Source organism: Exiguobacterium sp. Helios (assembly GCF_014524545.1).
In the GTDB taxonomy this organism is placed as follows: domain Bacteria; phylum Bacillota; class Bacilli; order Exiguobacteriales; family Exiguobacteriaceae; genus Exiguobacterium_A.
On sequence record NZ_CP053557.1, the window covers coordinates 1,940,900 to 1,967,808 of the forward strand.

Genomic DNA, 26,909 nt, shown 5'->3' on the forward strand with positions numbered 1-26,909 from the left:
TATAAAAAACATCTGTTCAGAAAAGACTATTTTCTGAACAGATTTTTTTTTGTTCGGTTATTCTTGTTCTATTTGGAGAATTTTCCCGGACACCCCGCCTACAGTGACCGATTCTGTATAACGTTGGCCGTCCATCAAATCAACGGTTGGATCTGTCAAATCAAAATGCACGTCCTCTGAACCATTGTTAAACAAAATCAAATAAGTCGCTTCATCAGACTGGCGACGAATCAGAAAGCTTGCCGACGCATCATTCAGTTGCTCGAATTGATAGCCGCTGGCATTGGCGAGACCCGGATGCTGCTTCCGTAAATCAATCAACCGCGTAATATACGCCAAGAGGTCCGCATCTTGTTCGGCCGGATCCCAGACCATACACTTCCGGTTATCCGGATCCTGGCCACCCGTCAAACCAATTTCATCACCATAATAGATGACCGGACTTCCCGTGAACGTCAACAGCGACAACATCAACAGCTTCATCCGCTCGAGGTTCCCGTCTGCCCGCGTCAAGGCACGAGGTGTATCATGGGAATCAACGAGATTGAACATCACTTCGTTGACATTCATCGTGTTGCTGTTTAAGTTCCTTACGACGGCATGACTGAATGCAGAGGCCGTACTTTCGTTCGTCGCAAAAAAGGTTAAAAAGGCTTCCGTCAATCCATAATTCATGACAGCATCAAACTGATCACCGAGCAACCACCCTTGCGAATCCGTCCAACATTCCCCGACGATATACGCTTCGGGATTAGCAGCCCGTACTTCCCGCCGGAACTCGCGCCAAAAAGCATGGTCCACTTCACTCGCGACATCCAGTCGCCAGCCATCAACCCCGAACTCTTCCACCCAGTAACGACCCACCTTTAATAGATAATCTTTCACATCCGGATGGGCCGTATTGAGTTTCGGCATATTGCTTTCAAAGGCAAATACTTCATAGTTGGGTACCGGTGTTGATTGGATCGGGAACGAATCAATCATAAACCAGTTCGCATACTGCGATTCTTTCCCATGAGATAAAACGTCTTGGAAGGCCGGATGCTCGACGCTGACATGATTAAAGACCGCATCCAGCAAAATCCGGATTCCATTTTGATGAAGCAGTCGAACCATTTCCCGAAAAGTTTCTTCTGTCCCGAAACTCGGATCCAGACGTAAATAATCGAGAGTGTCGTATTTATGGTTGGACGGTGCGACAAAGACCGGGCAAAAATAAATGCCGGTAATACCAAGTGCTTTTAAGTAATCGATATGATCAATCACCCCTTGAAAATCGCCTCCGAAATGATTATCAAAGGCTGGTGCTTCCGTTCCCCATGGCGTTGTATCCGGCCGATCATTCGTTACATCCCCATTTGCGAACCGATCCGGAAAAATTTGATACCAGACCGTATCTTTCACCCATGCCGGAGCGTCAAATACATCTACCGCATTCATATATGGAACGGCAAAATAGTAGCCCGGGTGATCAAGCGGTACCTCATCGTACCACCCGCGCTCGGTGTAAACGGCGGATTCACCGCCTACATGAACTCTGAAACCGTAACGGATCCGCTTTTTTTTCGGCTGAATCGCGATAAACCAAAAATCGTGTGTCGCATCCGATCCCGCGAACGTCATCTCTGCCGTCGCCGTTTTCCAAAACTTCTCTTTATCCGGGTCAAAGTTCCAATCCCGATCTTCTTCTTTTTCCGCATCCCATTCATAAGGATCCCCATAAATCAATTCGACACGATTCACGTCTCCCTTTGCCGACATCAGGCGGATATGTACCGTATCTCGATCGTATGTATAGACATACGGAGACAGGGCCCGGTGAAACACAGCTGCTTTATTCATAGTCCCTCTCCTCTCACACGCTAGATTTCATCTTCTGTTACTTCCCGATTTCAGACTGGTTGTAAACGTTAATCATGAAAAAACACGTATTTCGCTATCTTTTCAGTTTAGCAATCAACAACTTATGCGGTATACTGATGAGGCAGAAGGAACCAATAAGTTCCTAATTAAATCGAAGTCATGTGAAAGCGAGTGGATTCTGATGGGTCGTAAATGGAATAACATTAAAGAAAAAAAGGCGTCGAAAGACAAAAATACAAGTCGCGTCTATGCAAAGTTTGGTCGGGAGATTTATGTTGCCGCTAAACAAGGGGAGCCGGATCCTGAATCAAACCAGGCGTTAAAAGTGGTTCTCGAGCGTGCGAAGACATATAGTGTCCCCCGCGCTATCGTCGATCGTGCCATCGAAAAAGCAAAAGGCGGCGCAGAAGAAAACTTTGACGTGTTACGTTACGAAGGATTTGGACCAAGCGGCTCAATGGTCATCGTCGAAACATTGACGAACAACGTTAACCGGACAGCTTCAGATGTTCGGGCCGCTTTCGGTAAAAACGGCGGAAACATGGGTGTCAGTGGATCGGTCGCTTACATGTTTGATGCGACAGCCATCTTTGCTTTTGAAGGCAAATCAGCTGATGATGTCCTAGAATTGATGATGGAAGCGGATATCGATGTGCGTGACATCCTGGAGGAAGAAGAGTCCGTCATCATCTACGCGGAGCCAGAACAATTCCATGCGGTTCAAGAAACGCTGAAAGAAGCGGGAATCACAGACTTCTCAGTTGCCGAACTTGTCATGCTCGCCCAAAACGAAGTGACGTTATCTGACGAAGACGTCCAACAGTTCGAAAAAATGATTGATGCGCTGGAAGACTTGGAAGACGTCCAGCAAGTCTATCACAACGTCGAACTTTAACTATCGACTCATTAACAAATCGGTTTAATACCGGTTTTCAGACACAAAAAGGAGTTGGACTTACATCCAACTCCTTTTTGTGTCTTCCATTTTCAGCTGCATCTGACACGTTTTAAGACCTCTATTTAGAAAAGAACAGGTCTTCTCCACTACTACTCAGCTGACGCCCATCGTTTACGATAGTCACGCGCTGTCGTGATTTATCATAAAGTATGAAACGCGTTTCATAGCAAATAAAACTTAAAAAAATAAAGATTCATTTAAAAGGTTTAATTTTTCTACATACTGGGAAAATACATAACCGATACTGATTGGTGATTGCTCGTTAGGTCACATAGTTTTCACATAAGGAGGAAATAGCATGTCATATTCATTGATTGAAACTTTTAAACGAATCGTAAGCGAAGCTAACCACTTCAACCGAGTTGATTTCGGCGGTTACGATATTTATATGCAAGCGAGCGATGGACGGACAATCACGGCAAAAATTCGTTTTGACGGTGGTGGTCAAGATCAAAACGAAGCATACCTGTCTCTTGAATCCAGTACAGGCCATAGTCGGATGACGACTCTAACGTTACATCAATTTGAGCATCTCTCTTCCTATGCTGCACACAGCGAACGAATTCAAGCACTCGTTTCGACAAGCGCTTAATTCTTTACATGACAACACGCTCTCAGACGAGAGCGTGTTTTTTACTGGTTATCTTCTTTTTCTAGACGTTCCAGTTCAGCATGAGTTTGCGGAAAACCATTGGCTTGCCAATCTGCCCGGTGAATCGAATCGAGTTGTGTCAATCCAACTTCTGTTTCATCCTTTTTGGCATCGATACTCGGTTGACGATCGAGTGCAGCTGGATCACTGAACCCTTCTGACGAATCCCCCGCTTGCTTATAACGCTTGATGACTAACGCAGATAAGGCTGCGATTCCACCAATGAACAAACCTTGTTTAAATGACTTTTTCATGACGGCACCTCTGTTCGCTGAATTTTTAGACTTAGTTGGTTTTCCCTGAAAAAGACCATTGTAATCAAATTGCTCTCGTCTTTTAAAATTTTTTTGAACTTTTTTTCTCATTTTTCTGCCGTGTTCCTACATATTTAATAATTTAATCAAAAACCGCTTTCCTGCACTACATCATGAAGGTTCGCGTCATGCAGAGAGCCGAAATCTACGTTATACTTTTAACAGATGCTTCATAAGAATCGAATGATTGGATAAAAGGACTCGTCACAAGCACGACTGCTCGCTTGCGTACTACGTCCTTCTTTCATTTTTTTCGATGAAATGAACGATATGAAAAGGGGGGAATCATGTGTCATTGCTTCATTTCGCAATTTTATTGCCGCTAGTCGTCAGTCTCTTCATTCCATTGCTGTATAAAAAAATTCGATCGGTGCACACCGGCTGGTTCGTTTTGCTCGTTCCGCTGATATTGGTCGCCTATTTCAGTCAATTCCTCAGCCAGACGATGGCCGGGAAAACAGTCGTTGCGACGATGAAATGGATTCCTTCGCTCGACATCAACTTTACTGCTTACGTTGACGGCCTGGGTCTGCTGTTTGCGTTGTTGATTACCGGAATCGGTTCGCTCGTCGTCCTGTATTCCATCTATTATCTCGATGCCAAAAAAGAAGCTCTTCATAATTTTTATGTTTACCTACTTCTTTTCATGACGGCGATGCTCGGAATCGTCTTATCTGACAATATGATCGTCATGTATCTATTTTGGGAATTGACATCAATTTCGTCCTTCCTCTTGATCGGTTATTGGTACGAGCGGGAACGCTCCCGTTACGGTGCACAAAAGTCGATGCTCATTACTGTATTCGGTGGTTTGTCGATGCTGGGCGGGATTTCCCTGCTGTCGCTGCTGTCCGGTTCATTCAGTATCCGGGAATCGCTGGCGACGGTCGGCACTTATTCAAGTGATCCGCTCTTCACCGTGTCGCTTGTCCTGTTTTTACTGGCAGCTTTTACAAAATCGGCCCAGTTTCCGTTTCATATCTGGTTACCGGATGCAATGGAAGCGCCGACCCCGGTCAGTGCTTACCTGCACTCGGCCACGATGGTCAAGGCCGGTCTGTATCTCGTCGCCCGGATGAGTCCCATCTTTGCTGAAACACCACTTTGGTTTTATCTGGTCTCGTCTGTCGGAATGTTCACACTCTTCTGGGGGTCGCTGAACGCCGTCAAGCAGGTCGATTTAAAAGCGATTTTAGCGTATTCGACGATTTCCCAACTCGGTCTGATCATGTCATTGCTCGGACTCGGAGCAGCTGCGTTACAGGTCGAAATCTTACCGGACAGCCTCTATACGGTTGCGACCGTTGCTGCCGTCTTTCATTTGATTAACCATGCCACATTTAAAGGAAGTCTCTTCATGATGGCGGGGATTGTTGATCACGAGACCGGCACACGGGATATCCGAAAACTCGGCGGCTTATCGCAACTGATGCCGGTGACGTTTACGATCGCGACCATCGGAGCGTTGTCGATGGCGGGTGTCCCGCCCTTCAACGGTTTCTTGAGTAAGGAAATGTTTTTAACCGGTGTGCTCGAAGTATCAGAGTCCGGATTGTTCCATCTCGATACATTTGGACTCTTGTTCCCATTCGTTGCGGTCATCGGCAGCATCTTTACGTTTGTCTACAGTATCTTAATTGTTTACCGGACATTCCTCGGTCCAAGACAACTCGACAAGTTGCCGAAAAAACCGCATGAAGCACCGATCGGCATGCTGATTCCGCCGCTCGTTCTCGTTTCATTGGTTATCTTAATCGGCTTGTTCCCGAACCTGTTGTCGAACACGTTGATCCGCCCGGCCGCTGAAGCGATTTTACCGAAAGTGATCGCAAATGGCGGGACGATTCCAGTCGAGATCAAACTCTGGCACGGATTTAACCTGGAACTGTTCTTAACCGTCCTGATTATCTCAGTCGGTACGTTTTTATTCCTGACTTTACCGAAATGGCGCTCGTTGTATCACCGGATGCCGAAACAGGTCTCACTCAACCATCAATATGACGCATTGTTGCGTCGAGGTGAACGGACATCGACCGCTATCCATGATACGGTCATGACCGGCTACATGCGGTCTTACTTGGTCTACATCTTCGGTTTTATCGTCGTTTTGGTTTTATCGAGTCTGTATTTCCTTGATGCCTTCCGGTTTGATGTGAATCCGCTCAGTACGGTTCACACTTATGAAGTCGTCTTAGTCCTCGTCCTCGTTGGCAGCGCCTTGTCGATTACGTTTGCCCGGTCCCGTTTGACATCGATTATTCTGCTTGGTGTCGTCGGTTATACGGTCGCTCTGTTCTTCGTCTTATTCCGGGCACCGGACCTGGCTTTAACGCAACTCGTCATCGAAACGGTGTCCGTCGCCCTGTTCCTGCTTGTGTTTTATCATATGCCGGAAATCAGCCGGAAAGAGGAACGGATTAAGTTTAAACTCGGCAATGCCGCCATCTCGGCACTTGTCGGATTAAGCGTCACGTTGGTCGCACTGGCTTCACTCAGCCAACGCTCATTCGCTTCGATTGCCCAGTATTACATCGACAACGTGGCGGACTTAGCCGCTGGCGGTAATATGGTCAACGTCATCCTCGTCGACTTCCGTGGTTTTGATACGTTGTTTGAAATCAGTGTATTAGCAATTGCCGGTCTTGGTATCTACGCGATGATTAATTTCCGGAAGACAGGAGGAATCGATAAATGAAAAATCCGATCAAAAAACATACGAACGACGTCATCTTGGAATCTGCGACGACGTTCATCACGTTCATCATCTTTTTGTTTGCCGTCTACCTGTTTTTCGCCGGTCATTACACACCGGGCGGCGGCTTCGTCGGCGGTCTTGTAACGGCTTCCGCACTCGTCTTGATCTTGCTTGCCTTTGATATCAAGACGCTTCGGCAAATCCTGCCCGTCGATTATAAACAGATGACAGCTATCGGGATGTTGATTTCCGTCCTGACAGCGTCAGGTGCCCTGTTGTTCAACAAACCATTTTTCACACATGCCCACGACTATTTTAATTTGCCGCTGTTCGGAAAAACGTCCTTACATACGGCGATGCTGTTCGACTTAGGCGTGTATCTTGTCGTCGTCGGTGTGACGATGACGATTATTCAAACGATTGGGGAGAGTGATTAACGCATGGAAATCATCATGGCGATTGCAGCAGGCATCCTGACGATGTGTGCTGTGTATCTCATTCTTTCAAAAAGTGTCTTACGGATCATCATCGGAACGGGTTTACTCAGTCACGCCGCTCATTTGCTCGTCATGACGATGGGCGGTTTGAAGACTGGTGCCGCTCCCGTCCTCAAAGACGGAGTCACCCAGTATACGGACCCACTGCCACAAGCGCTTGTCTTGACGGCTATCGTCATCAGCTTTGGGGTGACCGCATTTTTCCTTGTCCTTGCTTATCGGGCTTATCAGGAACTGGGAACAGACAATCTGGAGGAAATGAAAGGAACCGATACGCATGATTAATTTACCGTTACTACCGCTTTTGATTCCACTTATCACCGGGGTCATCTTGATGCTGTTTCCGAGTCGTCTCCGTCTGCAACGGACGCTTTCACTCGTCTCGACCTTCTTGACCATCGTTGCAGCCGTCTATCTCGTTTACAGTATCCGCCAAGATGGCATTCTGACCGTCACACTTGGTAGTTGGCCGGCTCCGTTCGGTATCACTCTCGTGTCGGATATGTTATCAGCCTTGCTCGTCCTGACGACCAGCTTACTTGTCTTTTTTGTCGTCTGGTATTCGATCTATTATTTGTCGGATCTGCATCAACGGTTTTACTATTACATCGCCGTCCAGTTTTTACTCGTCGGTGTCAACGGTGCCTTCACGACAGGTGATATTTTCAACATGTTCGTCTTTTTCGAAGTGTTTCTGATTTCGTCTTACGTCTTGATTGTTCTTGGAGGCAAGCCGGCCCAACTTCGGGAGTCGCTGAAGTATTTGTTGATTAACGTCATTTCATCCGCATTGTTCGTCATGACGGTTGCCTTTTTATATGGTGTCATCGGTTCCCTGAGTATGGCCGATATTTCACAAAAGATTACTGAAATCAATCAACCCGGTATCCTCAGTGTCATCGCGGTTCTGTTTTTAATTGTCTTTGGCTTAAAGGGTGCCATCTTCCCGTTGTACTTTTGGCTTCCCGGCTCCTACCAAGTACCACCGACACCTGTTCTCGCACTGTTTGGTGCATTACTGACGAAAGTCGGTGTCTACGGGATCTTGCGGACATACAGCCTGTTTTTTTCGCACCAGCAAGAGTTTACGCACCAAATTCTCGGGTGGCTTGCACTGGCAACAATCATCATTGGTGTCATCGGTGCGCTGGCGACACGTGACGTCAAACAGATCTTAATCTACAACATCATCGTCGCAGTCGGTGTCATCTTATACGGTGTCTCCGTCATGACCCGTCAGTCGCTCGAAGGAGCAGTGTTCTACCTGGTCCATGACATGTTGATCAAGGCGGCCTTATTCCTGCTGATCGGCGTCATGATTGGTATTGCCGGATCAAGTCGTCTAAAAGACATGGGCGGCATGATCAAAGACTATCCCTTACTCGGATGGACGTATTTCATCGCTGCATTGTCGCTCGCCGGAATTCCGCCACTCAGCGGTTTCATCGGAAAACTGCTCATCGTCCGGGGTGGTTTCGAAGCCGGGGATTTAGTCGGTCCATTCGTCGTCTTGATTTCAAGTCTGCTCGTGCTCTATTCCGTGATGCAGATTTTCATCCGTGGATTCTGGGGAACACCGAAAACCTACAGTGGTCCGAAACACCACCTGATGAAGCAGTTGCTCGCACCGGCATTCGTTTTGGTTGGAATTACCGTTTTGTACGGTATCGGAACGGAAGCGGTCCGGCCGTTCATCTCGCAGGCGGTCGATCCACTTGTCGACCCCTCAATCTATATTCAAGCTGTACTGAAGGAGGATTAACCCATGCCATTTCAGTTATTACTCAACATCTTGCTTGCGTTCCTCTGGATGTTTCTTGCTAACTCCTTCTCGGCGTCATCGTTCATCATCGGCTATTTACTAGGATTGATTGCGATGTTCGCGATGCGACGGGGTTTCAGCAGCCGGTTTTATCTCGGACCGTTCATCGCCTTGATCCGACTTTTCATTCGTTTTTTATATGAACTGGTTGTTGCGAACCTTCAGGTGCTGTCCATCATCCTGAAACCGCGTCTTGATATTAAGCCCGGTATCTTTGCCTATGAAACCGAACTCGAACACAATTGGCAAATTACATTGCTATCGATGCTGATTACGTTGACACCGGGGACATTGGTCGTCGATATTTCGGACGATAACAAAACGTTGTACATTCATGCCCTACACATGCCGGAGGCGGATGATGCCGTCGCCTCGATCCGCAACAGTTTTGAGAAAGCCATCTTGGAGGTGAGCCGCTAATGTTAGAGATGTTACTATTCATCGCTTTAGGAGGCGTCTTTCTATCCATGCTCGGTTTATTTTACCGGGTCATCAAAGGACCATCCGTAGCTGACCGGGTCATCGCTCTCGACTCGATCGGGATCAGCTTGATTTCCGTCGTCGGTCTCGTATCCATCATCCTTCGGACAAGCGACTATCTTGAAGTCATTTTATTGATTGGGATATTAGCTTTCATCGGGACCGTCGCCTTCTCTAAATTCATCGAGAAAGGAGAGATCATCGAACGTGACCGCAATCAGTGATTATTTTGTAGCCGCCTTTGCGTTGATCGGGGCATTTTTCAGCCTCGTGACGGCACTTGGCCTTATCCGGTTACCTGACCTCTACACGCGCGCGCATGCCGCCTCTAAGAGTGCGACACTCGGCGTCATGAGCATCCTCATTGGCGTCATCATCTATTTCGTCGTGGAAGATGGATTTTTCTCTTCCCGCGTCCTGCTCGGAATTCTGTTTGTTTTGATTACAGCACCAATCGGCGGACATTTAATTGCCCGCGCCGCCTATTACAGTGATGTTCCGTTGTGGAAAGGATCTGTTCAAGATGACCTTGCCAAAAATCCGGAACATGTCACTCCTAAAAAACGGTCCGGTCCAAAACTAAAATGAGTGGACTTTTTTTACTAAACTAGACGAGTATACAAAAAATGGATGCCCCCGTTCACTTAACGTGAAGGGTTGGCATCCGTTTTTGCAAATAACAAGTTCAGTTCGTATGGGTTTTTGAGTAGTTCGGCTAATGTATGTTGTTCCAGTTCACGGATAAAGGCGCGCAACGCACGACCGAGAATCCCTTTGAGTTGACATTGAGGTTCGATGACACAATGCCCGTCTGCCGCAAAACATTCGACGATATCCATCGGCTCCATCTCACGAACGACTTTCCCAATATTGATTTCTTCCGGATCGCGAATTAACCGAAGACCCCCAGTCCGTCCACGTGTCGATTCCACGTACCCGAGCCTCGTTAATTGTTGCGTGACTTTCATTAAATGATTGGAAGATATCCCATAATGATTGGCAATCGTCGGCATCGGTGTCACTTCTTCGCGATGAATACCTAAATAGATCAGAACGCGGAGTCCATAGTCTGTATATTGAGTGATTCGCATTGCATTCCTCTCCATTCTCTGTTCATGGAACCCGTTTAAAATCCCACTTAACACTGTTGTTACATCGTATCATGTTCGATACCAATCGAAAAAAAAGAATGTGCTTTTATGAGTATACGTAACGGAAAGCGATTTAGATGTCATCTGAACAAAAAAAGTCAATTTCCTGAAAAGGAAACTGACTTTCGGGGAAGTTATTTCTTTTTTGGGTGTTGCAATACTTCGTTAAATCGATCGGCGAAGTTCGTGAAGACGCCAGTTACACCGTAATCGAGCATCCGTTTCATATCTACTTTCTCATTGACGGTATACGGATGCAGTAACAACCCTGCACTTCGGATTTGTCTGGTGTTTTCTCGTGTCAATGATTTAAAAGATGGTCCGACGCCAACCGCATAAGACTTGATGGCTTTTAATGTATTTGGAGTCATATCCGTCATTTGCGGTGCCTCAAGAAGCTGGACGAGCGGAAGTTTCGGATCTAATTGCTTCACCTTCAACAAGCTGTCCCGACTGAACGATTGAATCATGACTTGTCCCGGTTTGACCTGCTTGCTCGATAATCCGTGACGTCGTAACGTATCTAATAGTTTTTTCTCCATCCCCGGGTAAACCTCCGGTGATTTCGTCTCGATATAGTAATTGGCTTGTTTGCCGTACCGGTTAAAAATTTCGTTTAACGTCGGCACTTTCAATCCCTTATATGTTTTCTTCGCATAGGCCGGATAGGATTCGTTAAACCAGCTGCCGGCATCGAGGCGTTTGATTTGCGCGAGTGTTTGATCCTTGACGGCGCCGGTACCATTTGTCGTCCGATCGACCGTCTCGTCATGCATCGCAATCAACTGACCGTCCTTCGTCATTTGTAAGTCAATCTCAATATAATCGGCTTTGAATTTTTTATGACCCATCTCATATGCGGTCATCGTATGTTCCGGTGCATACCCGGATGCTCCGCGGTGAGCAATGTTGACAATCCGGTTTGGATCGAGCAGTCCTTTTGCTTTCCCCGCTGCTTCAATGCTCGTTGTGCTGCTTGCGACAATCATTCCCGCGACTACCGTGACACCGATTTGTTTCAACATTCATGGTTCCCCCTTTGAAGTAACGTACAGATGTATCTTATCGGCTTTCAATGAAGGATTTATGAATTCCATGTAATCTTCTGTTTAGATTCGATGACAGAGTTGTCATATCCGCTCAATCCGGTACACAAAAACTCCCTGCTTCAGTTACAGAAACAGGGAGCAGGAATATTCGATTAGGCTTCAAAGATCAATGATTCCGGATCTTCGAGCAAATCTTTGATGTGCTTCAGGAAAGTCACGGCTTCTTTCCCGTCAACGATCCGGTGATCATAGGAAAGCGCGACATACATCATCGGACGGTTTTCCATCCGCTCGGCGTCGATGGCGATCGGACGCAGGTTGATTGCATGCATTCCGAGAATCGCAACTTGCGGTCCGTTGAGGATTGGTGTCGACATCAATGAACCAAACGTTCCACCGTTTGTAATCGTAAATGTCCCGCCTGTCAAATCCGATAAACCGAGTTTGTTGTCCCGGGCTTTGACCGCCAGATTGATGATATCTTTTTCGATTTCACCGAAGTTCTTTTTATCAGCGTCACGTACGACCGGTACAACTAAACCATCCGGTGCTGAAACCGCAATTCCGATATCATAGAATTTCTTGAGCACGATTTCGTCTCCTTGAATTTCGGCATTCAAATATGGCATTTTTTTCAAAGCGGCGACGGCTGCTTTTGTGAAGAACGACATGAAACCGAGTTTGACTTCATTGTCCTTGACGAATTTTTCTTGGCGGCGTTTCCGTAACGACATCACAGCAGACATATCGATTTCATTGAACGTCGTCAACATTGCCGCTGTTTGTTGCACTTCGACTAAGCGATTGGCAATTGTTTTACGGCGGCGCGACATTTTAATCCGTTCTTCCGGTTTGCCAGGGGCAACAGCAGGCGGTGCGGCTTGCGGTGCCGGAGCTTGTGGTGCTTTTGCTTGTTCGCGTGGTGCGACTTCAAATGTCGCAACGTCCTGCACACGAATGCGACCGAGTGGATCTTGTGTCGCGACTTGCGCTAAATCAATTCCTTTTTCACGTGCCATTTTCCGGGCAGCGGGTGAAGCGATTGGACGATCGGCGCGTGACGTCGCTTCTGTTGCTGCGACGGCTGCCGGTTGTTCTTTTTTCGGTTCTTGTGCAACAGGTGTTTCTTTTTGTTCAGGTGCTGGAGCTGCTTCTGTCGGTTGTGCCGCTTCTCCACCTGCTGTAATGATAGCAATCGTTTCTCCGACGCGGACTGTATCCCCTTCGGCAGCCATTACTTCAGACAGAATTCCAGCTTCGTCAGACGGTACTTCGATGTTGACTTTATCTGTCTCCAGTTCGACGATGGCTTCCCCTTTTTCTACCTGATCGCCGGGCTGTTTTAACCACGATGCGACCGTACCTTCCGTAATCGATTCTGCAAGTTCTGGCACTTTGATTTCCATGTTAATTCGTCCCCCTAAGACTTTTCGTGTTTGACCCCACTTGATTTTAGATTAGACATTTGTTTCGGAAGTAGCTGATGTGCTTGGTTGATCGACTGTCGTTCGTGTCAAAGCTTCTGTCAGGATTCGCGCCTGTTCGACTTTGTGCCCTGTCGGATCACCTTCCGCTGTACTCGAACGTCGACGACGACCGATGTAACGGACGGTTGTGATTCCGTTGATAGCAACTGATTCAAGACGTGGCTCGATGTATGTCCAGGCTCCCATGTTTTTCGGTTCTTCCTGAACCCAGACAAATTCACCGACATTCGGATAACGTTCCAACAACGCGTTTAACTGTTTGGCCGGGAATGGATAAATTTCTTCAATCCGTACGATGTGCAACCAGTTGAAATCATCGTCTGATTTCGAGACGGCTTCTGCCAAGTCAATTGCAACTTTTCCGCTGCAGAAGACAATCCGCTCAACCTGTTCCGGTGTTTGTCCCAAACCATCCTGTTCGACAATCCGTTTGAATGAACCGTCTGTCAGTTCAGATAAATCGGACGTCGCGAGTGGATGGCGGAGTAAACTTTTCGGTGTCATGACGACTAGCGGACGTACTTCTTCTTTTCCAAGAATCGCGGCTTGACGGCGAAGCAGATGGAAGTACTGTGCCGCACTTGAAACATTGGCGACTGTCCAGTTCTTTTCGCCTGATAACGTCAAGAACCGCTCCAATCGGCCACTTGAGTGCTCCGGCCCTTGTCCTTCGTATCCATGCGGTAATAGCATGACAAGTCCGGACGTCTGCCCCCATTTTGCACGGCTTGCCGAGATGAACTGATCAAAGATGACTTGACCGGAGTTTGCGAAGTCGCCGTACTGGGCTTCCCATAAAACAAGTGTTTCCGGCGCAAAGACGTTATAGCCGTATTCGAATCCGAGAACGCCTGCTTCCGATAATGGACTGTTGTATACAGCAAACGATGCTGTTGCTGACTTCAGACTGTGCATCGGTGAAAACGATTTGCCGGTCTTCACATCATTCAGATTAATGTTTCGTTGGGCAAATGTTCCCCGTTCCGAATCCTGACCACTTAATCGAATCGGTGTGCCATCGGAAAGAATTGAAGCAAATGCCAATGTTTCGGCATGACCCCAGTCGATGCCGTTTTTCGTCGTCAACGCATCCGTGCGGCGTTTCAGGACTTTCTCAAGTTTATGGAAAACGTTAAATCCACTCGGCCACTCGAGGAGTTGCTCGTTATAGTCCGTCAATTTCTCGACCGCAACCCCTGTCTCGATGTGCGGGACTCCTTTGAAGACGACATCCGGCATGACTCCGCCGTATTCTTTTTCCACATTCGGGACTTTCTCCCGGGCCGCTTTCATCATCTCATTGATGTCAGCTTCAATCTTCGTCACATCTTCTTTTGCGACATCGCCCTGTTCTACCAGTTGCTTGGCATACAGAACGCGTGCTGAATCATGTTTATGGATTAAATCGTAGAGAACGGGATTCGTATTCATCGGCTCATCCATCTCGTTATGTCCGAAGCGACGATACCCGATCAAGTCAATCAAAACGTCCTTGTTGAATGTTGCACGGTATTCGCTAGCGAGCAATGCTACGGCCAGACAACTTTCCGGTTCATCCGCGTTGACGTGGAAAACAGGAATCTCGTAGCCTTTTGCCAAATCACTCGAATAGCGTGTTGAACGGGAATCAGTCGGTTCTGTCGTAAAACCAATCGTATTGTTGGCAATGATATGAATCGTTCCGCCCGTATTGTATCCTTTTAAGTTAGTTAAATTAAGCGTTTCAGCAACAATCCCCTGTCCCGGGAACGCAGCATCACCGTGAATAAGAATGGCAGCCGCTTTTCCCTGTTCCTGACGAGGTGCTCCTTTTTGTGAGCGGTCGTCTTGCGCAGCCCGTGTAAACCCTTCGACGACAGGATCGACGAATTCAAGGTGAGACGGATTGTTGGCAAGCGTCATTCGAACGTTGCTCGATTGTTGCTCCATCTTCCGGTTTAATCCGAGGTGATACTTGACGTCCCCCGTCCAACCGTACGTGATCCCGATTGATCCTTCTGAGGGAACCAAATCATGGTTCGGCGCATGTTGGAACTCTGCAAAAATCATTTCATATGGTTTTCCTAAAACGTGCGCTAAGACATTCAGTCGTCCCCGGTGCGCCATTCCGATGTTGATCGTTTCCGATCCGTTGGCAATCAGATGTCCAACAATCGTATCGAGTAACGGAACCATCGCATCAAGTCCTTCGATTGAAAAACGTTTTTGTCCAACGTATGTTTTATGCAAATATTTCTCAAATAATTCGGTTTCCGCTAAACGTTTGAACAATTGCTTTTTTTGATCAATTGTCAGCTTAGCTGTCAATGCCCCTTGTTCAATCTTTTGCCGCAACCATTTCTTTTCATCCAAGTCATCGACATGTTGAAATTCAACCGCTGCCGCCCCCGTGTACTGAGCCTTTAAGTGCTCGATTCCTTCAAAAGCATCTTGAAGATGAGCCGGTGGTTCTGGACAAACGAGTGTGACAGGCATGGCGCGTAAATCGGTTTCTGTCAATCCGAATTGACGGAGCTCGAGCAGTTCTGTTTCCCGTGGATGATCTTTGAGCGGATAAATATCAGCTGCAAGATGACCTTTCGCCCGAATCTGATCAGCTAATCGACTCGCGGCCAAATACTTTTCGAAATCTCCCGTTTCGACCGTTTGCTTCGTTACACGTTCTGAAACCGGAGCACCATTTTGTTCAAAATATGCCCGTGTTTCTTCATCGACTGAAGAAGCATCTTCTAAAAAGCGTTCATACAATTCAATGATGTACCCAAGGTTTGGTCCATAAAATGCTTGTTGGTCCTGGCTTGCCATGTACGGTTCCCCCCGTTTCATTCGTTTCACTCCTGTACTGCATCAGTACGTTTCCAGCTCTCTACCTGTTAGCGCTTTCAAATCATATGACATAAAAATTCGATAATCGTCATGTTCCTGACATTTCATCCGAACATAACCCTTAACGAAGGCCTGTATGTCAAAAGTGTTTGCCTTAGTTATTATATTACTACTTCTTTTAGGTCAGTGCGTTTCGAATTCCCAATTTCTCCGTCACAAATGTATAAGTTTTTCTTATGACTGTACCCTGTGTTCTTTATGATTGAAACGTCTCTAGGCGAAAACAGGGGTTTTCATCAAAAAAAAGCAGGAATGACCTCCCTGAAGGTCATTCCTGCTTCATTTCATCATTTACAAAACTTTACTTAAAAAAGACTGTGTCCGTTCGTGTTGCGGAGAATCAAACAATAAACTCGGAATGTTTTCTTCGACGATAAAACCACCGTCCATGAAAAGAACACGATCCCCGACTTCACGGGCAAATCCCATCTCGTGCGTAACGACAATCATCGTCATCCCTTCGAGTGCCAATTGCTTCATAACGGCAAGAACATCCCCGACCATCTCTGGATCGAGTGCGGATGTCGGTTCGTCAAACAACATGATTTTCGGATTCATGGCCAGAGCACGGGCAATGGCGACCCGTTGTTTTTGACCACCGGACAGTTCACCCGGATAATTATCCGCTTTTTCCCGTAATCCCACTTTATCCAGCAATTCGAAAGCCCGCTGTTTCGCTTGAGTTTTATCCGTTTTCCGAACCTTCATCGGTGCAAGCGTCACGTTCTCGAGCACCGTCTTATGCGGAAACAAGTTGAAGTGTTGAAACACCATCCCTACTTCTTCCCGTACTTTATTGATATCGACTTTCGGATCCGTAATGTCGTGTGTATCGACAATCACGGTCCCTCCTGTAATATCCTCCAGCCGGTTTAAACAGCGGAGAAACGTACTTTTTCCGGATCCTGAAGGTCCGATGACACAAACGACTTCTTTTTCTTGAATCTCAACCGAAATATCCTTTAACACTTCGTTTGAACCAAATGACTTTTTTAATTGTTTTACTTCAATGATACTCATCGCAGTGTAAACCTCCGTTCCAAGAATTTCCCTAACAATGAAAGGAGATAGATGACGACGAAGTACATCAGACCGACAACTGTCCAAACGATGAACGGTTCAAATGTCGTCGCCTGTTGCACTTGTCCCTGTTGCGTCAAATCCGCGATCCCGATGATCGATAGTAACGACGTATCTTTTAGACTGATGATCGATTGGTTCGTAATCGTCGGCAACATCCGGCGGAAGGCTTGCGGTAAAACAATTTGCGTCATCGTTTGACGTCCTGTCATCCCGAGTGATCGTGAGGCCTCGGTTTGACCTTTATCAATCGATTGAATCCCTGCCCGGATGATTTCAGCAAAGTAGGCTCCGGCATTAATCGCAACTGTCAGGATTCCGGCATACATCCGGTCCATGGACAACCACTCGAGCGAGTTGAGTCCAAAATAGATAAAGAACAATTGGACGATAAAGGGGGTTCCCCGAATAACATCGATGTAGACGATGGCGATACCGTTTAAAATCTTAAGTGGTGATAAACGCATCAATGCGACGATCAAGCCGATTAAAAATCCGACGATGACCGCGATGATAAAGATATAAAGGGTGATCTGTAACCCTTCCAAGAAAAACGGAAACGCCGTTTTTGCGACTTCCATCAGTGACTCAACTCCCTTGTCATTCGTTCAAATAGCTTATTTCAAATACGTATCGACGATTTTGTCGTACTCGCCGCTTTCTTTCAGGTTAGCCAGTCCTTTATTGATTTTTTTCAACAACTCTTCGTTTTCACCTTTTAAGACAGCGATTCCGTAGTTATCCCCGTTCAAACGGTCTCCGACGAGTTTCAGACCAAGATTTTGTTGTTTGTTGGCATACGAGATGACCGGATAATCTTCAATCAATGCTGCAGCATTTCCGTTTTTGACTTCTTGGAACATGGCTGGACTGTCATTGAATTGTGTGACTGTGATACCGAGTTTATCTGCATTGTCCGTCGCATATTTTGCACCTGTCGTTCCTTTTTTGACCGCGACTTTCTGTCCTTTTAAATCATCGACCGACTTGATTTTATTGTTGTCATCTTTGACGACTAAAATCAATCCGGCTTTAAAGTACGGATCGGAGAACGTGACGACTTTTTTCCGCTCCGGCGTGATACTCATACCGGCAATTGCAACATCCAACTGGTTCGCTTGAAGAGCCGGAATGATTCCGCTGAAGTCCATTGCTTCAAACTTGATTTTAAACCCTTGATCCTTTGCAATGGCTTTGATGAGATCGATATCGATCCCCTTGTACGTGTCCCCGTCTTTATATTCGAACGGTGGATACGTGACATCGATTCCGACTTTATACGTCTTGTCTTTCGACACCTCGTCCTGTGATCCGATACTGCATGCACTCAATACCATTAAACAGCTGAGCAGTAAAAATAAAACCGATAAATGCTTTTTCATGTTGTTACTCCTCTCTTGAAGACAAATGCCTTCTCCCTTGTAATTTCCTTAAAATCTTTTCCTTAACACATATTTTATCAGAAAAATTCAAATTTTACGAACAAACTTGTTAAGGACATGAATCAAAAATTTTTATAAAAAAAATAGAAGCCCACTTCTTACGAAGAGTACTCCTATTTTCACTTAAAAATGCCGCCGAGAGGACTTGAACCTCCACGGTGTTGCCACCACTAGATTCTGAGTCTAGCGCGTCTACCAGTTCCGCCACGACGACTTCTATTTATGTTATTAGAATACTAAATAGTGTTTTTGATGTCAACGATTTCACGCATTTTTTTTACACGCGTTCCATTGGTTCGCCTAAAATCCGACGGACAAATGTTTCGACGACCGCATCATAAGTGTCCGGATCTTCAAAGTAAGCCATCGCGTGGGCAGCATTCGGAATGACTACCAATTCTTTTTCTGTCGGACAGGCTTGATACAATTCATAGACCATCGAGGTTGGAACAAACGTATCCGCTCCACCGTGTAAAAACAGAATTGGCACCGTCGCCCGCTTCACTTGTTTAAGTGCAGACGCTTCACTGAAAAAATAACCTGCTTTCATTTTCGTCAAAATGCTTGTCATCGTCAAAAATGGAAAATGGGGCAGACGGTACATCCGTTTCATTTGATAGGCAAGGACGGCATTGACCGACGTGTAGGCACAATCGGAGATAATTCCTTTGATTTGCGGCGGCAAAACTTCACCACTTGTCATCAGAACGGTCGCTCCCCCCATTGAGACACCATGTAAGAAAATCGCACTTTCTTGTCCAAGACGGGCCACCAGGTACTCGGTCCACCGAAGACAATCTTCACGGTCATGCCAACCAAATCCGATATAGTTCCCGTCACTTTTTCCGTGTCCTCGGTTGTCCGGCATCATGACATGGAAACCGGCTTGATGATACAGATACGCAAATCCGGCTAAGTCTGTTCCGACTCCACCGTATCCGTGAACTAAAATGACGACCCGATTCGATGGAACAAGCGGCGGTAAGTAATGCCCGCGTAAGGTTAATCCATCATGCGCCTTTACTTCAATCAGCTCCAGCGGCTGTTCTTTGATCCACGTTTGACCCGGTTGCATCAGACGAACCATCTCGTCACTCAAATCACGGTTGTTGGATAAAAAGGGTTTCGGATTGGTCGCAATCGCCATTTCATAAAAGTAATAACTCGCCGCGAGCATCCCTGAACCGATTACACCTAAGCCGATTTTTGTTCGTGTTCGCATTGCTTCCACTCCTCATCTGCTCTTATAAATCAATTTGTAATTGTGCCGAAGACTCGGCATCTTCTTCTTGTAAAATTTGTTGCCGCAGACGATGTTCGTGTTGTGCCTTTCGGTAAGCAAATTCCTGAACTAATTCTTGTCCTGTGAAACCTTCGTCGACGATGTCCGACAGCAAATCCGTTTCCGTCGTGACGATTTCCTGTGGATTGCGGATAATCAACACTTGACCGACCTGCGCCAACATCAGTTCATCTTTTAACTGTAATGCATCATAAAATGGTTCAGGTAAGGTCATCCGACGTGTTTCCGGATTGATGTGTATCCGTTTATACGCTGCTAACGATTGAAACTTCCGACTCGCCATATCTGTCCTCCTCTTCTAGATCACTGAAACGTCATGTCTAATCTAGAATCTTTTCCTTGAATCGTGATGGTTGCCGATGCTCCGTTGACGAGTGTCATTTGCGGCGGTTGATGTCCGATGTCGAGATCGTAAAACACCGGGATATTCAACAGTCTTTTAAACGTTTCATAGACATCTAGGATCGTATAATCTTCGATCGTCCGACCACCTGCCGTTCGTCCGAACACGATTCCAGATGTCCGCTCGAACCAACCCGCGAGATACATCTGCATCAGTGAACGGTGAACGTCAGTAGCGCTCGCTTCCGACACTTCGAAATACCAAAGAATCGGTTCTTCGTTAATCTGGTTTTCCTGAAATGCTGCTACGTCTCCATACGGCGTTCCGATGAGATGACGAATCGTCTCAAGACACCCGCCAAGCAACCGCCCGGATACCTGTTTTTGTGTCGGATCCAGCGTTTTCCACTCTGTCGTTGCATCAAGATGATACATATAACGTTCTGGTCGTTCTGAATGGTTCCATTTGGTTTGATACAGATCAGACGTCCACTGAGTGACGGTCCCTCCGGCAGGCGTCGCCAGCACTCGCCGCCAGGCTGTCGTCGTTTCATCCCATTCTTCGCTGCGCATGTCTACAAAATTCGGTCCATGTGCTGTCGCGATGCCTGTCTTGACTGTGATGACAAACAGGAGCGTACTGATATCCGAGTACCCAAGCAACCATTTTACCGGGATTCGTTCGAAATCCAAAAACGGTAATACATCAATCGCCCGTTCTCCTCCAAAAGGTGGAAGGATTGCATCGATTTCCGGATTTTTCAGCATCTCATTCAGTTCATCCGCTCGTGTTTGAGCCGGAGCGCTTTCCGCCTGATGTTGCGTCCAAACCGTTTGTCCGATTGTGACTGCCATTTGCCGATCCTGGAGACGCAACGTTGCTTCCTCGAGCATTGAATGTAAGTTTTCCGGCACTCCGGAAGACGGAGCTGTCACACCGATTGTTTGGCCGGTCCAGCCTAAAAAGGGATAGCGCATGATTGTTTCCTCCTGACGATGTTGGATTTTTCAGTTCATCGAAGCCACTAATCGGCTGAGTTGTTCGACTTTCCGGGTAAACGGTTCGATTGGAACGATTCGTGCTTCCCGGTGAAGTTCTTTTCCTTGAACAAAAAACAACAAAGAAGGCGCGGTAAACACCGAAAATTCTCCGACAATTTCCGGGACGGTAACCAAGTCAACATGTCCAGACCGAAATTCGGGATGATTTGCCAAAATCGGTTCGATTTGTGGAAACAACGAGGCACAAACGCCACAGCCCGGACTGGAAATATAAATGAAACTTGCCGATTCTTGAAGATAAAAGTCCCTTACGTCTTCAATTGACGTCAATTCTTGAAATGTTGCCATGTTTCGCCCTCCTCTTTTTGTAAAATATCTTTTAATTATAACGTGACGCCGCCTATAAATAAAACGTGACCTCTCATTCAGGTTTTTACGCCCAAAAAAACACCTTCGTCTCGAATCTTTAAGGATGATTCCTTAAAGATTCGAGCGAGGTGTTATTTATCGAATTACGATTTGGTAGATGCCGTGAGTTCTGCATATTCTTCAGTCGTAAAAGCACGAGAACGTGTCAAAAATCGTTTGCCCTCGACACCTTCCAAAGAAAACATTCCGCCTCGACCATTGACGACATCAATGATCAATTGTGTATGTTTCCAATATTCATACTGATCCTCATGAATATAAAACGGACAACCACCGATTGTGCCGATCAATAAATCCTGATCCCCTAAAAATAAATCGCCTTCCGCAAAACACATCGGGGAACTGCCGTCGCAACAGCCACCCGATTGGTGAAACATCAACGGTCCGTGTTTCGCTTTCAGCCGTTCAATCAATTCCAAGCCGGCATCGGTCGCAAGTACACGTTCGACCATGTCGCCACATCCTTTCTTCGATTAGAAGAAACCAAGTTTATCCGGGCTGTAACTGACGAGAAGGTTTTTTGTCCGTTGGTAATGGTTGAGCATCATTTTATGGTTTTCACGACCGATTCCTGACATTTTATAGCCACCGAACGCGGCGTGTGCCGGGTACTGGTGGTAACAGTTTGTCCAGACCCGTCCAGCTTCGATCGCCCGTCCGAAGCGGTATGCGCGGTTCATATCGCGTGTCCAGACGCCTGCACCTAAACCGTACAGTGTGTCATTGGCGATTTGCAACGCTTCTTCTTCTGTTTTAAACGTTGTGACCGATAGGACAGGACCAAAAATCTCTTCTTGGAAAATCCGCATTTTGTTATGTCCTTTGAAAATTGTCGGCTGAATGTAATAACCATCCGCCAAGTCGCCGTCAAGATGGTTCCGTTCGCCGCCAATCAGGCATTCGGCCCCTTCCGATTTTCCGATTTCAAGATACGAGAGGATTTTTTCCATTTGTTCACTCGACGCCTGGGCACCCATCATGACGTCAGCATCAAGCGGATTGCCGAGTTTGATTGCTTTGACCCGCTCCAGTACACGCTCCATGAATGGTTCGTAGATCGATTCTTCAATCAAGGCACGCGATGGACATGTACAGACTTCGCCTTGGTTCAAGGCAAACATCAATAATCCTTCAATCGCTTTATCGAAGAAGGCATCATCGGCATCCATGATGTCGGCAAAGAAAATGTTTGGTGATTTCCCACCGAGCTCGAGTGTGACCGGAATGATGTTTTGCGAAGCATACTGCATGATGAGCCGTCCTGTCGTCGTTTCACCCGTGAAAGCAATTTTTGCGATCCGTTTGCTCGACGCGAGCGGTTTTCCGGCTTCAAGCCCAAAACCGTTGACGATATTCAAGACACCCGGAGGTAATAAATCTTCAATCAGTTCCGTCAGTAACAGAATACTTGCCGGTGTTTGTTCCGCCGGTTTCAAGACGACACAGTTTCCTGCCGCGAGTGCCGGTGCCAGTTTCCAGACAGCCATTAAAATCGGGAAGTTCCACGGAATGATTTGACCGACGACTCCAAGCGGCTCATGGAAATGATAGGCGACCGTATCGTTGTCGAGTTCCCCGATTGAACCTTCTTGCGCCCGGATGACCCCTGCAAAGTACCGGAAATGATCGATGGCGAGCGGAAGGTCGGCATTCAGTGTCTCGCGTACAGCTTTTCCGTTTTCAAGCGTTTCCGCATAGGCGAGCATCTCAAGATTTTCTTCCATCCGATTCGCAATTTTATTTAAAATGTTTGACCGTTCTGCGACTGACGTCTTGCCCCAGGCATCTTTTGCCGCATGTGCTGCATCAAGTGCCAGCTCGACATCTTCTTTCCCTGAACGGGCTACTTGACATAACACTTTCCCGGTAATCGGCGTCACGTTATCAAAATATTCTCCACCGACCGGTGCCGTCCACTTGCCATTAATGAAATTTTCATAACGATCCTTGTACTGTACCTTCGACCCTTGCGTGTTTGGAATCTCATAAATCATCTGATTGTTCCTCCCTCAAATAAAATGGTCAAACGACGAGAAGGTACCTCATGTATGCGCTTTCATTTTAACCCTATCGAAATGTCTTCTCGTTTCTATCGTACCAAATGTTTGATAAAAGTCAAAATTTTCCGATATTTTTTATCCAGAAATTTTTATAAAAAAACACGTCCTCCTAAAACGGGTGGACGTGTTGCTCGTTTAATTTAGCGTGTCGGGTCAATACCATCCTCTTTGTCAGAAGGTGTGTCTGAGTTGCCGAACTCACCGACCTTACTGAATCCGTCGGTTGCCCCGTCGATATCTTTTCCGGTTGCCGTGACGGACGGATCAAGAACCGCTTCTTCACTCGGACGGGATGCCGGATCGTTCCCGACTTTTTCTTCTTCTTTTTTAGCGTCTTCAATACATAACAACGTTTCCGGAATGATATCAAGACGTTCGATTTCGATGTCTTTTCCACAGACTTTACAGACGCCGTACGTGCCATCTTCAATCGCTTTCAACGCTAGATCGACGTCCGATAACATCTCTTCCTGCATGTCCGTCATCGCTTGATCCCGTTCCCGTAAAAAGAGTTCGTCTCCTGAATCGCCCGGATGGTTATCGTAGCTCGACAGTTCCCCGGTATCGTAATCGACTTCACGATTTTCGATATTGGTCTCCGTTTTATCTTTTTCCTTTAACAAACGTGTTTTGAATGTCTCGATTTGCTTTTCTGATAACATATCCTTCATCTCCAATTCTTTAGCTTCAGCTTCTTCTCTAAAGGATTTAACCGAAATGAAACCATGTTAAACGTCAAAGACCCTCTCAAGAACATTTATACGAGCGGATCGAACCGTGTAAATCACAGATGACCGTCATGAATTCTTGACCGTCCTTAAAGCAGATTTGATGGCTTCTGCCGTTTTTGGAAGTCGTAATGTCATCAATCCATAGCCGCGTGGCGTCAGCAGACGATAACATCGCCACTTTATCACGAATCAAAAACAGATCAAATGGTAACAGATTTAAGGACTGGATGACTAAGCCGTATTTCCGGAACAGCGGATCTAGTTGATAATGCGATAAACTGTATAAACTTTTTTCCATCCCGCCGATTAACAATTGAATCGAGTGACACGGTTCCCGGCTGTCGATCCGCTCTTTTTGTAAAATGATTTGACCGTTGACACCAGATCCGTCGAAGACACGCTGCATTTTCTCTTGATCGACACGGAGTGCTCCCGGTTTAACATGCAAAACCAAATGAGCAAATTCGGCATAGTCCGGTTTTCCGATTTCAAGCGCTTGAATATGTCTCACTTCTTCTCGTTCAATCAATTCGATCAGTCCGCGTTCCACCTTGTCCGACACGTCTAATTCAGAAAAAAGACGGACATCGATCACGTATTGGTCGACGACGGTATTGACTTCGAGTGTATACATCAAGTGCTGGTTCTGTTCCTGATCGAGTGTCAGACGATTTAACAGCAGTTGATGAAGCAGTTCAACCGGTGTATGCGATGAAAATTGACTTGTATAAATCAAGTGTTTGGCTGTCAAAGAATGATTGGTTTTTAATCGTGCGCCTTTTACCATATATACGTTCACTTTATAATTTTGCATAATGCCACCTTCTCTTAACTAAGAATCGGATCGGAGAATAGTTCCGTTTCTATAGCGTACATCGCAATAACCACAAAAAATATTCGATAACGAATATTCTAAATCTGTTATACACAAGACTATTGATTTATGTTAGAGATTTGGAAATTTCAACAGCATCTCGATGTTTACAGTGTTTGGCTACAATTTTCATGTCTTTATATAAAAAAACCAGTCTCCGCAAAAACGAGACTGGTTGAAAGTAAGCTCTATCACGCAATCGAATCACTCATCGGATGCATCTGTTCGTATTGACTGACAATCAATTGACTGAGACGTTCTTCAGCCTCCAGACCAAGATAGGTCGTGACCGTCTGGCGAATCCCATGTTCTTCGATGAACGTGTTTAATTCAGAAGATTCTGAATCATTTGGATCGGAATAGGTTAAGGCGGCTGCAATCCCTAAGGCTAATCCATTCGCTTCGATTCCGCGATCCATTAATTCCCGGGCCGGTTTGACCAGGCGGTCGCGTGGTCCGAGTTTACGAATCGGCGAACGGGCGACGCGGACGATTTCATCATGAATCCGCGGATTTTCAAATCGTTTAATATTTTTCTGGATGTACGCACTGTGATCTTTTGGATCAAAGCCGTATTTTTCAAGCAACAGCCAACCGGTCTCATACAAAGCGGTCTGGACACCGCGTCGGACACGGACGTCCTGCAGACTTTCAGCAATCGTCTCTTTTCCAAATAACGCACCGAGGTATGAGGCAATCGCGTGTCCGGTGTTAACGGTGAATAACTTTCGTTCGATGAATGGTGTAATGTCCGTGACGTACGTTACCCCTTCAAACGTCGGATACCCGTCCGGTAAGTCTTTCGTCTCAATGACCCATTCGAAAAACGGTTCGACTTCGACATATAGCGGATCTTCATGATGTTGTAATGGAACGATCCGGTCGACGGCGGCATTTGGAAAAAAGACGCCCGGCGGCATCGTATCCAGATGTTGCATCACTTCTTGCTGCAAGTGACTGGATCCCTCAATCATGTTTTCACACGCGATGACATATACGTTTTTCATTGTCGTCCGCCGTTTGATTCCCTCTGCCAGTAACGGCGCGATTCTTGCGAGCAACGTTGGACCGACTGCCGTCGTCACAACATCGGCTGTGGCGATTGCTTCCATCACCTGCTCGGCTTCGGTTTGACTATTCAAGGCAGTCACGTTGGATACCTCCTCTGCCGCCGCTTCTTCTGCCGCATAGCCAACCGTATATGCCCGGCGCGACTTCAATGCTTCGACGACTTCGGCGTTGACGTCAATGAAACAGACGTCATAACCGGATTTAACCAATTGTAAGCCGATGAATCCCCGACCGATGTTTCCTGCTCCAAAATGAACGGCTTTCATGCCTTACACCTCCACAGTTAACAATTGAATGATGTCTTCCGCCGTCTGCGCCTTAACCAACCGTTCGACATTCTCTTCGTCTGAACAGATGATGGCAATATGCGACAGCAGTTCCAAGTGTTCGTCGCCGATTCCCGCGATACCAATAATCAGCTTCGCCTGTTCCGCTCCGAACGGGACACCGTTCGGAACTTGCAGAATCGATAATCCCGTTTTCAGGACTTCGCCTTTCGACTCTTCCGTACCATGGGGAATCGCGACGTGGTTTCCGATATAGACCGTCGATAAGCGGTGACGGGTTTTCATCGATTCGATATAGTTCGGACGGACATACCCGTGATTAACAAGTAATTCTCCTGCTGCTTCAATCGCTTCCTCGTCTGAACTAAAGTGTTGATTCAGTAACACCATCTCTTTTTCTAATTTCATCGCTGTTGCCATCATGCATTCACTCC

At 46.5% G+C, this 26,909-nt stretch carries 28 protein-coding genes and 1 tRNA gene; 9 read left to right on the forward strand and 20 right to left on the reverse strand.

The features are described 5' to 3' along the window. Nucleotides 1-57 precede the first annotated feature (57 nt). Nucleotides 58-1,842, reverse strand: a complete 1,785-nt coding sequence (locus HNY42_RS10240; RefSeq protein ID WP_188004453.1) for a glycoside hydrolase family 13 protein — start codon at nucleotides 1,840-1,842, stop codon at nucleotides 58-60. Nucleotides 1,843-2,044: 202 nt separating this feature from the next. On the opposite strand from HNY42_RS10240, the gene HNY42_RS10245 reads away from it, so the two are divergent. Continuing rightward, nucleotides 2,045-2,758: a YebC/PmpR family DNA-binding transcriptional regulator gene (locus HNY42_RS10245; protein WP_131503661.1), complete on the forward strand. Its 714-nt coding sequence runs from the start codon at nucleotides 2,045-2,047 to the stop codon at nucleotides 2,756-2,758. Nucleotides 2,759-3,119: 361 nt separating this feature from the next. Further along, complete coding sequence (locus HNY42_RS10250; RefSeq protein WP_131503660.1) at nucleotides 3,120-3,413, forward strand: hypothetical protein; 294 nt, start codon at nucleotides 3,120-3,122, stop codon at nucleotides 3,411-3,413. 41 nt (nucleotides 3,414-3,454) lie between these two features. Here the strand turns inward: HNY42_RS10250 and HNY42_RS10255 are convergent, their stop codons facing one another. Continuing rightward, complete coding sequence (locus tag HNY42_RS10255; protein ID WP_131503659.1) at nucleotides 3,455-3,727, reverse strand: hypothetical protein; 273 nt, start codon at nucleotides 3,725-3,727, stop codon at nucleotides 3,455-3,457. Between the two features lie 349 nt (nucleotides 3,728-4,076). Between HNY42_RS10255 and HNY42_RS10260 the strand changes: the two genes are divergently transcribed. From HNY42_RS10260 to mnhG, 7 genes are read left to right on the forward strand one after another with little or no spacing between them, the layout of a single operon-like run. After that, nucleotides 4,077-6,482, forward strand: a complete 2,406-nt coding sequence (locus HNY42_RS10260; protein WP_188004454.1) for a Na+/H+ antiporter subunit A — start codon at nucleotides 4,077-4,079, stop codon at nucleotides 6,480-6,482. After that, the gene (locus tag HNY42_RS10265) at nucleotides 6,479-6,919 is read left to right on the forward strand and encodes a Na(+)/H(+) antiporter subunit B (RefSeq protein ID WP_034769866.1); all 441 of its coding nucleotides are present in this window, start codon (nucleotides 6,479-6,481) and stop codon (nucleotides 6,917-6,919) included. Before HNY42_RS10260 ends, HNY42_RS10265 begins: the two co-directional genes overlap by 4 nt. Nucleotides 6,920-6,922: 3 nt before the next feature. Continuing rightward, on the forward strand, nucleotides 6,923-7,264 hold the full coding sequence (locus tag HNY42_RS10270) for a Na(+)/H(+) antiporter subunit C (protein ID WP_114595646.1): 342 nt from the start codon (nucleotides 6,923-6,925) through the stop codon (nucleotides 7,262-7,264). Continuing rightward, nucleotides 7,257-8,741 (forward strand): Na+/H+ antiporter subunit D, encoded by a 1,485-nt coding sequence (locus HNY42_RS10275; protein ID WP_131972583.1) that lies wholly within the window; start codon nucleotides 7,257-7,259, stop codon nucleotides 8,739-8,741. Before HNY42_RS10270 ends, HNY42_RS10275 begins: the two co-directional genes overlap by 8 nt. Nucleotides 8,742-8,744: 3 nt before the next feature. Continuing rightward, nucleotides 8,745-9,221 (forward strand): Na+/H+ antiporter subunit E, encoded by a 477-nt coding sequence (locus tag HNY42_RS10280; protein WP_131972582.1) that lies wholly within the window; start codon nucleotides 8,745-8,747, stop codon nucleotides 9,219-9,221. 8 nt (nucleotides 9,222-9,229) lie between these two features. Then, a complete protein-coding gene (locus tag HNY42_RS10285; protein WP_370529000.1) occupies nucleotides 9,230-9,505 on the forward strand; it encodes a Na(+)/H(+) antiporter subunit F1 in 276 nt (91 codons plus the stop codon). Continuing rightward, the gene (mnhG, locus tag HNY42_RS10290) at nucleotides 9,489-9,869 is read left to right on the forward strand and encodes a monovalent cation/H(+) antiporter subunit G (RefSeq protein WP_131972580.1); all 381 of its coding nucleotides are present in this window, start codon (nucleotides 9,489-9,491) and stop codon (nucleotides 9,867-9,869) included. Before HNY42_RS10285 ends, mnhG begins: the two co-directional genes overlap by 17 nt. 56 nt (nucleotides 9,870-9,925) lie before the next feature. Here mnhG and HNY42_RS10295 read toward each other — a convergent pair whose 3' ends face one another. The 18 genes from HNY42_RS10295 to HNY42_RS16285 all read right to left on the reverse strand — a co-directional run bounded on the left by HNY42_RS10295 (nucleotide 9,926) and on the right by HNY42_RS16285 (nucleotide 26,895). Next, nucleotides 9,926-10,372: an Rrf2 family transcriptional regulator gene (locus HNY42_RS10295; protein ID WP_188004455.1), complete on the reverse strand. Its 447-nt coding sequence runs from the start codon at nucleotides 10,370-10,372 to the stop codon at nucleotides 9,926-9,928. A 194-nt stretch (nucleotides 10,373-10,566) separates the two neighbouring features. Further along, entirely contained in the window at nucleotides 10,567-11,457 is an 891-nt protein-coding gene (locus tag HNY42_RS10300) for a glycerophosphodiester phosphodiesterase (RefSeq protein ID WP_188004456.1), read from the reverse strand. A 176-nt stretch (nucleotides 11,458-11,633) separates the two neighbouring features. Continuing rightward, nucleotides 11,634-12,887 (reverse strand): 2-oxoglutarate dehydrogenase complex dihydrolipoyllysine-residue succinyltransferase, encoded by a 1,254-nt coding sequence (gene odhB, locus HNY42_RS10305; RefSeq protein WP_131503652.1) that lies wholly within the window; start codon nucleotides 12,885-12,887, stop codon nucleotides 11,634-11,636. A gap of 51 nt (nucleotides 12,888-12,938) precedes the next feature. After that, entirely contained in the window at nucleotides 12,939-15,794 is a 2,856-nt protein-coding gene (locus tag HNY42_RS10310) for a 2-oxoglutarate dehydrogenase E1 component (protein WP_131972576.1), read from the reverse strand. 351 nt (nucleotides 15,795-16,145) lie between these two features. Continuing rightward, complete coding sequence (locus HNY42_RS10315; RefSeq protein ID WP_131503650.1) at nucleotides 16,146-16,874, reverse strand: amino acid ABC transporter ATP-binding protein; 729 nt, start codon at nucleotides 16,872-16,874, stop codon at nucleotides 16,146-16,148. Next, entirely contained in the window at nucleotides 16,871-17,515 is a 645-nt protein-coding gene (locus HNY42_RS10320; protein ID WP_131503649.1) for an amino acid ABC transporter permease, read from the reverse strand. Before HNY42_RS10320 ends, HNY42_RS10315 begins: the two co-directional genes overlap by 4 nt. Nucleotides 17,516-17,551: 36 nt before the next feature. Continuing rightward, nucleotides 17,552-18,316: a transporter substrate-binding domain-containing protein gene (locus HNY42_RS10325; RefSeq protein ID WP_131503648.1), complete on the reverse strand. Its 765-nt coding sequence runs from the start codon at nucleotides 18,314-18,316 to the stop codon at nucleotides 17,552-17,554. Between the two features lie 190 nt (nucleotides 18,317-18,506). Beyond that, a tRNA-Leu gene (locus tag HNY42_RS10330) sits at nucleotides 18,507-18,590 on the reverse strand. A 63-nt stretch (nucleotides 18,591-18,653) separates the two neighbouring features. After that, complete coding sequence (locus HNY42_RS10335; protein ID WP_131503647.1) at nucleotides 18,654-19,598, reverse strand: alpha/beta hydrolase; 945 nt, start codon at nucleotides 19,596-19,598, stop codon at nucleotides 18,654-18,656. Nucleotides 19,599-19,620: 22 nt separating this feature from the next. Then, nucleotides 19,621-19,962: a hypothetical protein gene (locus HNY42_RS10340; protein WP_131503646.1), complete on the reverse strand. Its 342-nt coding sequence runs from the start codon at nucleotides 19,960-19,962 to the stop codon at nucleotides 19,621-19,623. Nucleotides 19,963-19,982: 20 nt separating this feature from the next. Continuing rightward, nucleotides 19,983-20,999, reverse strand: a complete 1,017-nt coding sequence (locus tag HNY42_RS10345; protein WP_188004457.1) for a S66 family peptidase — start codon at nucleotides 20,997-20,999, stop codon at nucleotides 19,983-19,985. A 30-nt stretch (nucleotides 21,000-21,029) separates the two neighbouring features. Further along, nucleotides 21,030-21,371 carry a thioredoxin family protein gene (locus HNY42_RS10350; protein ID WP_188004458.1) on the reverse strand — a complete coding sequence of 114 codons (342 nt, stop codon included), beginning with the start codon at nucleotides 21,369-21,371 and terminating at the stop codon, nucleotides 21,030-21,032. Nucleotides 21,372-21,535: 164 nt separating this feature from the next. After that, the gene (locus HNY42_RS10355; protein WP_131972573.1) at nucleotides 21,536-21,904 is read right to left on the reverse strand and encodes a DUF779 domain-containing protein; all 369 of its coding nucleotides are present in this window, start codon (nucleotides 21,902-21,904) and stop codon (nucleotides 21,536-21,538) included. A 21-nt stretch (nucleotides 21,905-21,925) separates the two neighbouring features. Beyond that, on the reverse strand, nucleotides 21,926-23,446 hold the full coding sequence (adh, locus tag HNY42_RS10360) for an aldehyde dehydrogenase (RefSeq protein ID WP_188004459.1): 1,521 nt from the start codon (nucleotides 23,444-23,446) through the stop codon (nucleotides 21,926-21,928). A 206-nt stretch (nucleotides 23,447-23,652) separates the two neighbouring features. Further along, nucleotides 23,653-24,174 carry a TraR/DksA C4-type zinc finger protein gene (locus tag HNY42_RS10365; RefSeq protein ID WP_131972571.1) on the reverse strand — a complete coding sequence of 174 codons (522 nt, stop codon included), beginning with the start codon at nucleotides 24,172-24,174 and terminating at the stop codon, nucleotides 23,653-23,655. A gap of 85 nt (nucleotides 24,175-24,259) precedes the next feature. After that, nucleotides 24,260-25,057 (reverse strand): hypothetical protein, encoded by a 798-nt coding sequence (locus HNY42_RS10370; RefSeq protein ID WP_188004460.1) that lies wholly within the window; start codon nucleotides 25,055-25,057, stop codon nucleotides 24,260-24,262. 251 nt (nucleotides 25,058-25,308) lie between these two features. Next, a complete protein-coding gene (locus HNY42_RS10375) occupies nucleotides 25,309-26,454 on the reverse strand; it encodes a mannitol-1-phosphate 5-dehydrogenase (protein ID WP_188004461.1) in 1,146 nt (381 codons plus the stop codon). Nucleotides 26,455-26,457: 3 nt separating this feature from the next. After that, entirely contained in the window at nucleotides 26,458-26,895 is a 438-nt protein-coding gene (locus HNY42_RS16285; RefSeq protein WP_255508447.1) for a PTS mannitol transporter subunit IIA, read from the reverse strand. Nucleotides 26,896-26,909: the final 14 nt, after the last annotated feature.